Below are 13029 nucleotides of genomic sequence, written 5' to 3'. Positions count from 1 at the left end.
CCTTTTTTAAAATCTTATTCTTGAGCATTACTCAAGATCAGTTTTAGGTGGTTCCACACCTAAACGCTGAGCAGCAATCACTGCTTGAGTACGACTATGAACACCCAGCTTACGTAAAATAGCTGTTACGTGCGCTTTGATTGTCGCTTCAGAAACGTTTAACTCATAAGCGATCTGCTTGTTTAACAAGCCTTCTGTCAACATCGTCAGCACTCGGAACTGCTGAGGTGTTAATGCAGACAATGCAGCAGCGAATTTCTGATCATCTTCGCTTACATCACCTAAGTTATCAGCCACTTCTTGAGGCAGCCATTCTTCACCTTCAAGCACAGCAACAATCGCTTCTCCGATCGTTTCCAGAGGAGCCGATTTCGGGATAAAACCAGAAGCACCGTAATCAATCGCACGCTTCATCACATGCGGCTGCTCACTGCCAGATACAACCACAACTGGAATCCCCGGGTTTTGACCACGCAAAAATACCAACCCAGAAAAGCCATTAGTGCCTGGCATATGAATATCTAATAACACCAAATCTGCATCTGAGTGCTGATCCACGGCTTCCTGCACTGCAGCCAACGAATCCGCTTCGATTGTTTCTACACCAGGCATAGCCTGAGTAACAGCCTGTTTCAAAGCTGCACGGAACAACGGATGATCATCTGCAATAATAATTTTTTGTGCTAACTGCATGCGTTCACTTCCCCCTTAAGAACCCTGTGACGAACGCCAACCGTTAATGAACGGTTAATCCAGTGAAGAGAATACCACTATAAAACAAAAAACTCCCGCAAGTCTCGGGTAATCCGCGACTTACAGGAGTTTTTTCAGACTAATTTATAAGAAAAATTAGTCCTGACGGTTCATGCGGTTTTCAATTAGGTCATCTACTACAGATGGATCTGCAAGTGTAGAAGTATCACCCAAAGCACCGAAATCGTCTTCAGCGATCTTACGAAGGATACGACGCATGATCTTACCAGAACGTGTCTTAGGCATGCCTGGCGCGAATTGAATCAAGTCAGGAGATGCGATTGGACCGATCTCTGAACGTACGTGTAGGCGCAGCTCTTTAAGTAGCTCGTCAGACTGCTCGAAGCCAGACTGAAGAGTTACGTATACGTAGATGCCTTGACCCTTAACTTCGTGTGGGTAGCCAACTACTGCTGCTTCAGCAACGGCTTCGTGAGCTACTAGCGCAGACTCAACTTCCGCAGTACCCATACGGTGACCAGATACGTTGATTACGTCATCTACACGACCTGTGATCCAGTAGTAACCGTCTTCATCACGACGACAACCATCACCAGTAGTGTATACACCTTTGTATGTAGAGAAGTAAGTTTGGATAAAGCGCTCGTGATCACCCCAGATAGAACGAGCCTGAGATGGCCAAGAATCTTTAATTACTAGGTTACCGTCAGTCGCACCTTCCAACTCGTTACCATCAGCATCTAGAAGTGCTGGCTGAATACCGAAGAATGGACGAGACGCTGCACCTGGCTTAGCTGCTGTAGCACCTGGCAGAGGAAGAATCATCATGCCGCCAGTTTCAGTCTGCCACCAAGTATCAACGATTGGGCAACGACCCTGACCGATAATACGGTGGTACCATTCCCAAGCTTCTGGGTTGATTGGCTCACCTACAGAACCAAGGATACGTAGTGTAGATAGGTCAGAATCACCTAGTACATCTTCACCTTGCTGCATCAAAGCACGGATAGCTGTTGGCGCAGTGTAGAATTGGTTAACTTTGTGTTTTTCGATAACGCGGCCGAAACGGCTGTTATCTGGGTAGCTTGGAACACCTTCAAACATTAGAGAAGTTGCACCGTTAGCTAGTGGTCCGTATACGATGTAAGAGTGACCAGTTACCCAACCTACGTCCGCAGTACACCAATAGATATCACCTTCTTTATAATCGAAAGCGTACTCGTGAGTCATGGAAGCGTAAACCATGTAACCACCAGTAGTGTGCTTCAGACCTTTTGGCGCACCAGTAGAACCAGACGTGTAAAGAATGAACATTGGATCTTCAGCGTTCATCTCTTCAGCAGGACAATCCGCAGATGCTTCAGCTACTAGATCTTCGTACCAAACATCAACATTGCTATCCCAAGCAACATCCTGGTCAACGCGCTTAACAACGATTACGCTTTCAACATGCGCTTTAGCTGCATCATGCTCTAGTGCTTTGTCTACGTTTGCTTTAAGTGGAACAGACTTGCCCGCACGTAAAGAGTAGTTAGATGTAACCACAACTTTAGACTTCGCACCTTCGATGCGAGCTGCTAGTGCTTCAGGAGAGAAACCACCAAATACGATAGAGTGGACAGCACCAATACGAGTACATGCCAACATAGCTACAGCAGCTTCTGGAATCATAGGCATGTAAAGCGTTACAACATCGCCTTTCTCTACGCCACGAGCTTTAAGAGCGTTAGCAAATTTACAAACGCGCTCATGCAGATCACGGTAAGTGATATTTTCAGATTCGCTTGGATCATCACCTTCCCAGATGATAGCAACCTGATCACCACGAGTTTCTAGGTGGCGATCAAGACAGTTGTGAGAAGCGTTCAACGTACCATCTTCGTACCAACGAATATCAACATTGTGCGGATCGAAAGTGGTGTTTTTAACTTTAGTGTATGGCTTAAACCAATCCAGGCGCTTACCTGCTTCACCCCAGAATGTATCCGGATCGTTAACTGATTGCTCATACATCGCTTCATATTTTTCGTTGTCGATGTGCGCGTTTGCCGCAATCTCCGGACTTACTGGATATACCTTTTCACTCATCGTGATGCCCTTAGCTTGATTGTTTTAGTTCTAAAATAACCCCAGATCGCTCTACTCTAATATTATTATTCTACGAGACAGTTTGAGGCTTTATATCAGTACCTAGATTTATACAGAAGGGGTAGCAGGACTCTGAATTAGACATTGGTATATCCGGTGTAAGACCTTAGTCTCTACAAGCTTTTTTTCAGGGCTCGAAAATAAGCTCTTTTTAAGCCATCTAACGACCAAGCAATTTATCTAAATCCAAACCTTGTTCACGCATCTTAGCCAGCTTGTATCGCAGAGTGCGCGGGCTTATCCCGAGATTTTCCGCCGCCTCTTTACGACTTCCGTGAGTCGCTTTTAAGGCATCAATAATCAGCTGAAATTCCCGCTGACGAACTCCCTCGCCCAACTGTCCTGAAAGATCTTCATCTTGAGCAGTTTGTTGACGCATGTCAGGTACAGCTGCCTCCGAAATATCTTCAGGATTAAGCATAAGGTCCGCAACACCGATCTCTGTACCGGATTGAAGTATCAAAGCACGCTGTACAACATTGTCTAATTCTCGAACATTACCCGGCCAAGAATAATCGGTCATCAAACGCTTAACATCATCAGACAAGGCGACGGATGTACGCTGCATTTTCTGGCAATACTTACTAAACAAGCGCTCAGCTAAAGGCACAATATCCGCCGAACGCTCACGCAAAGGCTTCCATTGCAATGGGAATACATTCAGGCGATAAAAGAGATCTTCTCGGAATTTACCTTCGGCAACGTAGCTATCTAATTTACGGTTTGTGGTAGCTAATACACGTACATTGAGTTTGATAACTTTACGTCCACCAATACGCTCTACTTCTTGCTCTTGCAGCACGCGAAGTAACTTTGCCTGTAAACCAAGATCCATCTCTGAGATCTCATCCAGCAATAAAGTACCGCCATCAGCCTGTTCAAATTTACCGGGTGCACTCGCATAGGCCCCCGTAAAAGCCCCTTTCTCATGACCAAACAAGGTGGCTTCAAGCATATTTTCAGGGATTGCCGCACAGTTAATTGCAATAAATGGTTTTTTAGCCCGCGAAGAGTGATTATGGATATATTGAGCCAACACCTCTTTACCCGTACCGGACTCTCCAGAGATCAGTACAGTAGAATCTGATGCAGCAACACGACGCGCCAACTGCAGCAATTGCTGACTGCTAGGCTCTTCAGCAATTGGCTGCTCCATCTCACTTGTGACCGTTTCCCCTACCGCAAATCTGCGCACTGACGAGATTAAGGCTTCGGAATCAAACGGCTTCATTAAGTAATCGACAGCACCGGCTTTGATGGCCTCTACCGCTTTGCTTACTTGCCCAAAAGCAGTAATCAACATGACCGGCAATGCAGGGTAAGTTTCGTGAATCTTATCTAACAACTGATGCCCATCCATACCCGGCATATTGACATCGGTTACTACCATAGCCACCTGCTGACGCGTCAAAATATCCAAAGCTGTTTCAGCATCCTCTGCTTCCAGATATTCAAAACCCGCCAATTCCAATGTATCGCAAAGTGCTTCGCGTAACTCGTTATCGTCTTCAACTATTAATATACGATTAGCCATTGCAGATCTTTTAACCCTCATCCGAAGCAGACGTTATAGCCGGCAAAATTAGACTGGCAACTGTTCCCTGACCCGGCAGAGAATTAAGTAAAAATTGACCATGATGAGCATGCGCTACAACTTGAGCTACAGCTAAGCCCAATCCTGTACCATGGGATTTGGTGGTATAAAATGGTTCGAGCGCACGCTTCAATTCATCTGCGTCCATTCCTGGCCCTTGGTCAATTACATCAATGCGCAATTTTCCCTCCTGATCAGCAACACGAACCATCAACTCAGCCCCTTTACCGCAAGCTTGCAAAGCATTCTCAATCAAATTACTACAAACACCTAAAAGGGCTTCTTTATTACACTGCAAATTATATTCGGGCACAGTGTTCACACAGTCACAATCAGCATCGTAGTTTACTAATGGCACATCAAGCATATCTTCTAGTTCAGCCATCAGTGCTTTAGAGCTTACCTGCTCATCCAAGCGCATTTCACCACGCGCAAAAATTAACATATCCCTAACTTGCTGCTCTAAATTAGTCAGGCGAGATTTGGCTTTAGAGGCAAATTTCTGACGCTGTTCTTGTAATAGATCAGGGCGATTCAGATGATCAACATAGAGCAAGGCCGCCGAAAGAGGCGTTCGAATCTGATGAGCAAGCGACGCCATCATCCGCCCCATTTCAGATAGACGCTGATAATGAGAAAGACGGCCCTGAAGGAGACGAGTTTCAGTCTGATCCGTCAAAACCACTAACTGACCCGGTTCGTTATCCATCGCTCGCGTCATCAAACTAACTTTACGACCATCTTTTAATGAGACTTCATGACCATCATCATTTTGAGGAGCAAAGCTACGTTCAATTATCTTAAACCACGGCTGTCCTTTGATAGGAGAACCCAACAAGTTCTCGGCTACCGAATTAACTTCAGAAATCACCCCGGAACCATCAATAATAACGACACCAACAGGCATCACGGATAATAGATGTTGAAAGCGATCATTCAGCTGTTGGCTATTCTGGCTTTTAGTTGCTTCAAGTTGAGCCAATTTTGCTTTACTAGCAGACAGTTCACTCTCTAATTGCTCTATGCGCTGTAGATAATCTTGTTCACTAGACATATTACTTACGCTGCATCCCATATTTACGCATTTTCTCTACCAAAGTAGTCCGTCGGATATTTAACGTCTCCGCAGCTCGCGCAACCACATTGTCATTTACAGCAAGCGCTTGTTCCAATAACCGCTGCTCGATCGTTTCCAAATGCTTTTTAAGATCAATACCTTCATCTGGAAGCTTATCCAGTTCCAAAGTGTGAGGGATGCCAACTCCTTCTACTGAAACAGCATTTTCGGCTTGCTCATATAATTCAGGATTTGGCTCAGGAACATTCTGGAATTTAGATGGCAGCTCAGAAACACCAACCACGCCGTTCGGGTAAAGGATCGCCATACGCTCAATTAAGTTGGAAAGCTCGCGCACATTGCCTGGCCAAGGATGCAATTGCAGAGAGATGATCGCGCTATTTTGAAAACGCACCGAATCCAAACCTTGCTCAGGAAGACGACGCGACAACTCTTCCAAAAGCAGATGCAGATCACCTACTCGCTCCCTAAGCGGAGGCATTTCTATAGGAAAAACATTCAAACGGTAATACAAATCTTCCCTAAACTCGCCCGTTTCGATCATCTCTTCCAAGTTTTTATGCGTAGCAGCGATCACTCGAATATCAGCGTCTAAGGTTTTGGTTCCACCAATACGCTCAAACTTTCGCTCCTGCAGTACTCGAAGTAACTTAACCTGCATAGGCAACGGCATATCGCCGACTTCATCAAGGAATAGCGTACCACCTTGAGCCAGTTCAAAACGTCCAGGCCGGCTAGATACAGCTCCAGTAAATGCGCCTTTTTCGTGACCAAACAACTCACTCTCAAGAAGGTCAGCAGGAATTGCCCCACAGTTAATTGGAACAAATGGTCCATCTTTGCGCACAGAGTGATCATGCAGGCTTCGAGCAACAACCTCTTTGCCTGTGCCAGACTCACCAGTAATCAATACATTTACATCTCTTCCAGCCACTTGAGACATCGCTCGCCTGACTTGCAACATTGGCTGGCTGACACCCACCAATCCAGAGAAAAGGTCTACTTGTCCAAGTGATGCATCACCCGCTTGCAAGCTAAACAACTGCGCTCGATGCAAACAATCTAACAACTGCTGATAATTAAACGGAACAGAAAGCTGTCCAACCACACATTGACGCAAGGAATCGGGCAGTTCTGCAACCTCTGACCACTCGTCCAACGTCACAACAGCAATAGAGTCAAACTTATCTTGAAGATCTTTAACAAGCTTTTCTAAAGAGATAGGTAGCTGACTTTGACCTAGCAGCACTAAACTGACCTGAGCTTGATCAATATCACTACTTGATTGAAACCAATCAACAAAACCGCAAAATTCACACGGTTGATCGAGAAAAGAAAAAGCGGAACTCAAAAGCCCCCGCCGACTTAGATCATCATCTATGACTAAAACCGAAGACATGCCTAACCATTATTAAAAGCTACTTGTTAATAATGGTAATAATTAACCCCTGACGAAAAAAATGTCAATAAAATGTCACAAAGATAAAAGCAAAACGCTTCAGTTATTTTTTTGACACAAAAGACACCCATGAACAAAAAAGGCCGCATCTCTGCGACCTTTTTTGTAATTACCAACAGCATTACTACTTAACTTTCACCTATTTGAATATCATTCGGCATCTCAGACCACCCCTGTCTGATTTCCAGCATTAGATTCATCACTTCCTGGACCTTTTCAGCATTATTCTCTCGATTAGCTTGCATAACAGAGCGCAACATATAGTCATAAAGTCCATCTAAATTTGCAGCAACCTCTCCCCCCTCTTCAAGGTCAAGACTTCCGCGGAGACCTACTATAATCTCGGAGGCCTTATTAAGATGCTGAGTTCTGTCTTCAATACTATCTCGCTCTATTGCTCCCTTTGCCTTTGCGAGCGCCCCCATGGCACCATCGAACAACATAGAAATTAGCTTGTGAGGACTTGCAGTTTCTATAGTCGCACGCAGATCAACACTTTGATACTGCTTAAGGGCATTTAAATTAACAGCCATGCAAACACCTTAAAAATTAGTTTAAGTACACTTTATTATACTGAATAGTCGGCACAAAGAGAGCTTCCTTTAATGATCTTGCGTCTGATAAGCTACAATTCATTAGACCTTTTATTCCGTAAGCCATTCAAATCAGGGCTAAAATATTCATTAATGCAGAAATATGGTCGATATAAATATTAAGTATTCATTTGGATAGACAACATAATGTTCGATGATCAATCAATACTCATTACTGGTGGAACAGGCTCATTCGGCAGAAAGTACACAGAAACTCTTCTAAGCCGATTCAAGCCCAAAAAAATCATTATCTATTCAAGGGACGAGCTTAAACAATTTGAAATGCAGCAAGAGTTCAATGCCCCGTGCATGCGTTATTTTATAGGTGACGTCCGCGACAAGGAAAGATTGAGGCAAGCAATGCAGAATGTAGACTATGTCATTCACGCAGCTGCTTTAAAACAAGTACCAGCCGCTGAATACAATCCAACAGAGTGCATCAGAACCAACATCCACGGCGCAGAAAATGTTATTCGTGCTGCTTTAGAAAATGACGTTAAAAAAGTTATTGCCTTATCCACTGATAAGGCAGCAAACCCCATCAACCTTTACGGGGCAACAAAACTAGCTTCTGACAAATTATTTGTAGCAGCAAACAATATGGCCGGCGGGCATCCTACTCGATTTAGTGTTGTGCGCTATGGTAATGTAGTAGGTTCACGGGGATCTGTCGTTCCTTTCTTCAAAAAACTTATTGAAGATGACAACAAAACACTACCTATTACTGATGCAGACATGACGCGCTTCTGGATCACTCTACAAGATGGCGTAGATTTTGTTCTAACAAACTTTGCAAGAATGAGTGGCGGTGAAATTTTTGTGCCAAAAATACCGTCCGTACGCATCACCGATTTAGCCAAAGCTATGGCACCGAACCTTAAACAAGAGATCATTGGTATTCGCCCTGGCGAAAAGGTCCATGAAATCATGTGCCCTTCTGATGACTCGCATCTCACACTTCAGTTTGACGACCATTTCGTTCTTCGCCCCTCAATTATTCTTAATGATGTCAACAATGACTTCTCGACCAATAACCTTGGAGAGGTCGGCACCCCTGTATCCCAAGGCTTTGAGTACAATTCAGGCACTAATGAAGAATTTCTGAGCATAAAGGAAATCCAAGACCTCAATAAAAAGCTGGGCTTCTAATCAATGATTCCTTATGGCACACAAGATATTACACAAGAAGATATTGAAGCCGTAACCAAAACTCTCAAGTCAGCTTTTTTGACTCAAGGCCCGAAAGTTTCTGAATTTGAAAGCTCAATAGCGAATTATTGCGGTAGCTCCCACGCTATAGCCACAAACAGCGCGACCTCCGCACTGCATATTGCTTGCCTTGCTCTAGGCCTATCTAAAGGAGATCATCTATGGACTTCCCCAAACTCCTTTGTAGCCAGTGCTAATTGCGGTCTATATTGTGGTGCAAGTGTTGATTTTGTCGATATTGAACTGACACATTTCAATTTATGCCCAGACGCACTCAGACAAAAATTGATCGAAGCCGAAAAACTCAATCAGCTCCCTAAAATTTTGGTCGTTGTCGATTTTGCAGGCGAACCTTGTAATATGGCAACGATTAGCAATCTAGCAAAGCAATATAACATTAAAGTCATTGAAGATGCATCTCACGCCATTGGCTCAAGATACCAAAATATAAGAACCGGCTCAGGTGAGTATAGTGACATTACTATTTTCAGCTTCCACCCAGTCAAAATCATTACGTCTGGCGAAGGAGGATGCGCTGTAACTAACGATCAGACTTTAGCTAAAAGAATGCGCTCGCTCATGAGCCATGGAATTACCAGAGACTCTCAATTGCTCAAGAATAACGATGGACCTTGGTACTATGAGCAGCAAGACCTCGGCTTTAATTACAGAATGACAGATATCCATGCAGCTCTAGGCCTAGAGCAACTAAAACGTATAGATCAATACATTAAAACACGACATGCCATAGCTGATCATTACGAAGAACTTTTATCCGACCTACCAATACAACTCCCTTCAAGGCGGAAAACAAGCCTCTCATCTCTTCATCTGTATCCCATACAGCTCCAAGATGATACTCCCATTGACCGTTTAACACTTTTTAATCAACTACGTGAAGACGGCATTGGCGTAAACGTTCACTATATTCCCATTCATCTTCAGCCATACTACAAGAACTTAGGTTTTGCTAAAGGTGATTACCCAAATGCCGAAAAATATTACGAAAGAGCGATAACCATCCCTCTTCACCCTAAGCTATCTCAAACAGAGATCGCATATATCAGTGATTCTTTACATAAGTATCTAAAACCGTAGTATTCTTGTTATTGAGTTATCGTTACAAAGGCGATCTATGAAGCTAGCAGTCATTCCCGCGCGAGGTGGTAGTAAACGTATACCTCGCAAAAATATCAGACAGTTTTGCGGAAAGCCGATGATCGCTTGGTCGATCGAGATAGCTCAGCGCTCAGGTTTATTTGACAGAATTATCGTGTCTACAGATGATACAGAGATCGCCAAGATAGCGTCTGAGCATGGTGCCGAAGTTCCTTTCTTGCGCCCAGCAGATATATCCGATGATTTTACGGGTACCGCTGAAGTAGTCCAACATGCTATTCAAAATATACAGAGCAAAGGTCATCAGGTAGACGATGTTTGCTGTATTTATGCGACTGCGCCCTTTGCTCGTTCAGAGGATATTGAGAAAGCCTACCAAGAGTTGGGTAATGGTTGGTCCTACGTGATTCCAGCTTGTGAATTCAATGCCCCTATCTTTAGGTCTTTTCAGCGGTATGATGATGGCAGTATAGAAATGCTCTATCCGGATAAATTTGCTAGCCGTTCACAGGATTTGCCTGAAGCCTTACATGATGCTGGGCAGTTTTACTGGGGTAAGGCGGCTGCTTGGTTAGAGCTAAAACCATTTTTTACCCGAGATACCTACGCGTTGAGAATACCCGCTTGGCGCGTTCAGGATATTGATACTAATGATGACTGGCGTAGGGCTGAGTTAATGTTCGTTGGTTTGGAAGCGTTGGAGAGCAAAGAATGACTGTGTTGGTTGTTGCTGCACATCCTGATGATGAGGTTTTGGGCTGCGGAGGGACTATAGCAAAGTATGTTAGTGAAGGGAGGCCTGTCAAAGTTATGTTTATTGCTGATGGCGTATCTTCGAGGTCTGACAGTGCAGCAGACAGCGCGCTGCCTGCAAGGTTAGAGGCCCTAGAGGCGGCTTCTGTAATTTTGGGATATGAAGTGGTTTTTACCGGACAGCTCCCTGACAACAGGTTAGACACTGTTCCGCTGTTAGAGATTGTACAGTTGATAGAGCGCTATATAAGTCAGCTTCGACCTCATACTGTAATTACACATCACTCAGGTGACTTGAATATCGATCATCGATTGGTTCATGAGGCAGTGGTAACGGCTTGCAGACCTACACCAGGCCACAGTGTAAAGAATTTACTCTTCTTTGAGGTGGCTTCTAGCACAGAATGGCGCTCTCCTGGGGATGGCTATGCATTTGCGCCTAATTATTTTGTAGACATCTCTGGCTGCTTCCTGAAGAAAAAGCAGGAGGCGTTACTGGCATATCAACTAGAAATGCGAGAGTGGCCCCACCCTCGTTCTGCCAAGGCAATTGATGCCTTGTGTCATTGGCGAGGAGCAACTGTAGGTGTTGAAGCTGCCGAGGCATATATTCTTGGACGAATGCTTGCATGAAAGTAGCAGTTAGGGTTGATGCTTCGAGCGCTATGGGGAGCGGACATATTATTAGGTGCCGAACGTTAGCTTTAAAGCTTAAACAGAGAGGCGTTAAGGTGCTTTTTATATGTCGTGAGCACCATGGAAATTTGATCACTCTTATAGAAAAAGATGGCTTTGAAGTACGTCCCTTAGCGAGTCCTTCTATTGTGGCTTCTACTGGCGATTCTTATGCTGCATGGCTTGGAGTTAGTCAGGAGAAGGACGCACAAGAGTCTATTAAGACTTTATTTGATTTTAGACCAGATCTTTTAATTGTTGATCATTATTCTCTAAGTGCTTCGTGGGAGATGCTGCTTAGGCCCTATGTAGGTCGTATTATGGTTATCGATGATCTGAATAACCGATCCCATGATTGCGATTTTTTACTTGATCAAAATTTGTCTGCTAGTAAAGAGCGTTATGATGCCCTGATCCCCTCTCAATGCCAGTGTTTTTTAGGACCTAGTTATGCATTATTAGCTGATGAGTACATGCAGCTACGACAGCAGGAAACAGCGTATTCTTCTAAGCTTAACAAGGTGCTAGTTTATTTTGGCGGGGTTGATCCAGATAATTTATCTAGTATGGCTTTGAAGGCTTTATCAGATGCTAAATTTGAGGATGTCGAGGTCTGTATAGTAGTTGGTGCTAATAATCCACCGCATAAGCAGGAATTACTTCGACAGGCTCAATTGAGACCTAATACAGTTGTACTCGAACCTCAGAAGAGTTTATCTAACTTGATGAGTGACACTGATTTAATGATTGGCGCAGGTGGGGCTACGTCTTGGGAGAGGTTGTGCTTGGGAGTGCCTTCTGTGATCGTTTCTGTGGCAGAAAATCAAGAGTTCATCAGCAAAGCCCTAGATGAGTTAGGTCTTGCTATTCATTTAGGGGTTAGTAATCAAGTTGTCGAGCAAGATTTCTTTGCTGCCGTGTCTGAATTTGCACTCCAGCCGGATAAGTTATTCAACATGTCTGTTGAAGGCCAGAGAGTAGTTGATGGTTTAGGATGCGATAGAGTTGCGGACGTGCTGATGGAGGTTTGTGCGTGATGAATATTTGGATACTGAGTGATGAAAGTAGCTGGATAAACCATTATCTTGAAGATTTGTGTCAGTCTGCTGTTAATGATGGACATGATGTTCATTGGGTTCATAAGGTGGCTGAGCTAGGATGCGGTGATATATGTTTCCTGTTGGGGTGCGGGCAGATGGTGCCTGAGCATAAACGGGCAGGGTTTAATCATTGTGTAGTAGTGCATGAGAGTGATCTCCCGAGAGGGCGTGGGTGGTCTCCCATGACTTGGCAGGTTTTAGAGGGTAAACGTAAGATTCCAATTTGCTTGCTTGAGGCAGGTGAAAAGGTAGATTCGGGTATTGTTTATCTGCGTTCATTTATTTCACTTGAGGGTACGGAGCTGGTTGAGGAGTTACGACAAAAACAGGCTAAAGAAACGTTGAAACTTGTTGAGACGTTTTTACTCAACTTTGAAACTTTGCGGGAGAATGGAGAGCCTCAGATAGGGAAGCCCAGTTATTATCCAAGACGATCTGCTGATGATAGTGAAGTTGACCCCGAAAGGACTCTCCTTGAATTGTTTAATGCTTTTAGAGTTGCTGATAATGAACGATATCCAGTTTTTTTTCGGCATCTTGGCAAGGAATACCAGCTAAACATAAGTCTTCGTTCTAAGGATGATTGA

General features: G+C 44.1%; 12 protein-coding genes. 6 read left to right on the top strand and 6 right to left on the bottom strand.

All coding sequences use genetic code 11. The features are described from left to right. Positions 1–27: 27 nt before the first annotated feature. The 6 genes from ACMXYT_RS02440 to fliS all read right to left on the bottom strand — a co-directional run bounded on the left by ACMXYT_RS02440 (position 28) and on the right by fliS (position 7526). Positions 28–693 (bottom strand): response regulator transcription factor, encoded by a 666-nt coding sequence (locus ACMXYT_RS02440; RefSeq protein ID WP_415883409.1) that lies wholly within the window; start codon positions 691–693, stop codon positions 28–30. A 156-nt stretch (positions 694–849) separates the two neighbouring features. Then, complete coding sequence (gene acs, locus ACMXYT_RS02435; RefSeq protein WP_415911817.1) at positions 850–2802, bottom strand: acetate--CoA ligase; 1953 nt, start codon at positions 2800–2802, stop codon at positions 850–852. Positions 2803–3022: 220 nt separating this feature from the next. Beyond that, entirely contained in the window at positions 3023–4396 is a 1374-nt protein-coding gene (locus tag ACMXYT_RS02430; protein WP_415911816.1) for a sigma-54-dependent transcriptional regulator, read from the bottom strand. 10 nt (positions 4397–4406) lie between these two features. Further along, positions 4407–5510, bottom strand: coding sequence for a sensor histidine kinase (locus ACMXYT_RS02425; protein WP_415900056.1), 1104 nt, complete (start codon positions 5508–5510; stop codon positions 4407–4409). Position 5511: 1 nt separating this feature from the next. After that, the gene (locus tag ACMXYT_RS02420) at positions 5512–6933 is read right to left on the bottom strand and encodes a sigma-54 dependent transcriptional regulator (RefSeq protein ID WP_415911815.1); all 1422 of its coding nucleotides are present in this window, start codon (positions 6931–6933) and stop codon (positions 5512–5514) included. A 188-nt stretch (positions 6934–7121) separates the two neighbouring features. After that, positions 7122–7526: a flagellar export chaperone FliS gene (gene fliS / locus ACMXYT_RS02415; protein ID WP_415900054.1), complete on the bottom strand. Its 405-nt coding sequence runs from the start codon at positions 7524–7526 to the stop codon at positions 7122–7124. Positions 7527–7733: 207 nt separating this feature from the next. Here fliS and pseB point away from each other — a divergent pair, with 207 nt between their 5' ends. From pseB to ACMXYT_RS02385, 6 genes are read left to right on the top strand one after another with little or no spacing between them, the layout of a single operon-like run. Then, the gene (gene pseB, locus ACMXYT_RS02410) at positions 7734–8735 is read left to right on the top strand and encodes a UDP-N-acetylglucosamine 4,6-dehydratase (inverting) (protein WP_415911814.1); all 1002 of its coding nucleotides are present in this window, start codon (positions 7734–7736) and stop codon (positions 8733–8735) included. A 3-nt stretch (positions 8736–8738) separates the two neighbouring features. Next, entirely contained in the window at positions 8739–9893 is a 1155-nt protein-coding gene (pseC, locus tag ACMXYT_RS02405; RefSeq protein ID WP_415900052.1) for a UDP-4-amino-4,6-dideoxy-N-acetyl-beta-L-altrosamine transaminase, read from the top strand. 37 nt (positions 9894–9930) lie between these two features. Next, positions 9931–10629: a pseudaminic acid cytidylyltransferase gene (gene pseF, locus ACMXYT_RS02400; protein ID WP_415911813.1), complete on the top strand. Its 699-nt coding sequence runs from the start codon at positions 9931–9933 to the stop codon at positions 10627–10629. Next, positions 10626–11300 (top strand): PIG-L deacetylase family protein, encoded by a 675-nt coding sequence (locus tag ACMXYT_RS02395; RefSeq protein WP_415900050.1) that lies wholly within the window; start codon positions 10626–10628, stop codon positions 11298–11300. The genes pseF and ACMXYT_RS02395 overlap by 4 nt, the downstream gene beginning before the upstream one ends. Then, complete coding sequence (gene pseG, locus ACMXYT_RS02390) at positions 11297–12379, top strand: UDP-2,4-diacetamido-2,4,6-trideoxy-beta-L-altropyranose hydrolase (protein ID WP_415900049.1); 1083 nt, start codon at positions 11297–11299, stop codon at positions 12377–12379. Before ACMXYT_RS02395 ends, pseG begins: the two co-directional genes overlap by 4 nt. Continuing rightward, positions 12379–13029 (top strand): hypothetical protein, encoded by a 651-nt coding sequence (locus ACMXYT_RS02385; protein WP_415900048.1) that lies wholly within the window; start codon positions 12379–12381, stop codon positions 13027–13029. Before pseG ends, ACMXYT_RS02385 begins: the two co-directional genes overlap by 1 nt.

Origin of the sequence: Neptuniibacter sp. QD37_11, assembly GCF_047778105.1 — a bacterium.
Lineage (GTDB): Bacteria > Pseudomonadota > Gammaproteobacteria > Pseudomonadales > Balneatricaceae > Neptuniibacter.
This window is presented reverse-complemented; position numbering and strand designations above follow the sequence as displayed.

Coding starts and splice junctions, on each gene's coding strand:
- ACMXYT_RS02440 (WP_415883409.1), bottom strand. CDS start 693: ATGCAGTTAGCACAAAAAATTATTATTGCAGATGATCATCCGTTGTTC.
- acs (WP_415911817.1), bottom strand. CDS start 2,802: ATGAGTGAAAAGGTATATCCAGTAAGTCCGGAGATTGCGGCAAACGCG.
- ACMXYT_RS02430 (WP_415911816.1), bottom strand. CDS start 4,396: ATGGCTAATCGTATATTAATAGTTGAAGACGATAACGAGTTACGCGAA.
- ACMXYT_RS02425 (WP_415900056.1), bottom strand. CDS start 5,510: ATGTCTAGTGAACAAGATTATCTACAGCGCATAGAGCAATTAGAGAGT.
- ACMXYT_RS02420 (WP_415911815.1), bottom strand. CDS start 6,933: ATGTCTTCGGTTTTAGTCATAGATGATGATCTAAGTCGGCGGGGGCTT.
- fliS (WP_415900054.1), bottom strand. CDS start 7,526: ATGGCTGTTAATTTAAATGCCCTTAAGCAGTATCAAAGTGTTGATCTG.
- pseB (WP_415911814.1), top strand. CDS start 7,734: ATGTTCGATGATCAATCAATACTCATTACTGGTGGAACAGGCTCATTC.
- pseC (WP_415900052.1), top strand. CDS start 8,739: ATGATTCCTTATGGCACACAAGATATTACACAAGAAGATATTGAAGCC.
- pseF (WP_415911813.1), top strand. CDS start 9,931: ATGAAGCTAGCAGTCATTCCCGCGCGAGGTGGTAGTAAACGTATACCT.
- ACMXYT_RS02395 (WP_415900050.1), top strand. CDS start 10,626: ATGACTGTGTTGGTTGTTGCTGCACATCCTGATGATGAGGTTTTGGGC.
- pseG (WP_415900049.1), top strand. CDS start 11,297: ATGAAAGTAGCAGTTAGGGTTGATGCTTCGAGCGCTATGGGGAGCGGA.
- ACMXYT_RS02385 (WP_415900048.1), top strand. CDS start 12,379: ATGAATATTTGGATACTGAGTGATGAAAGTAGCTGGATAAACCATTAT.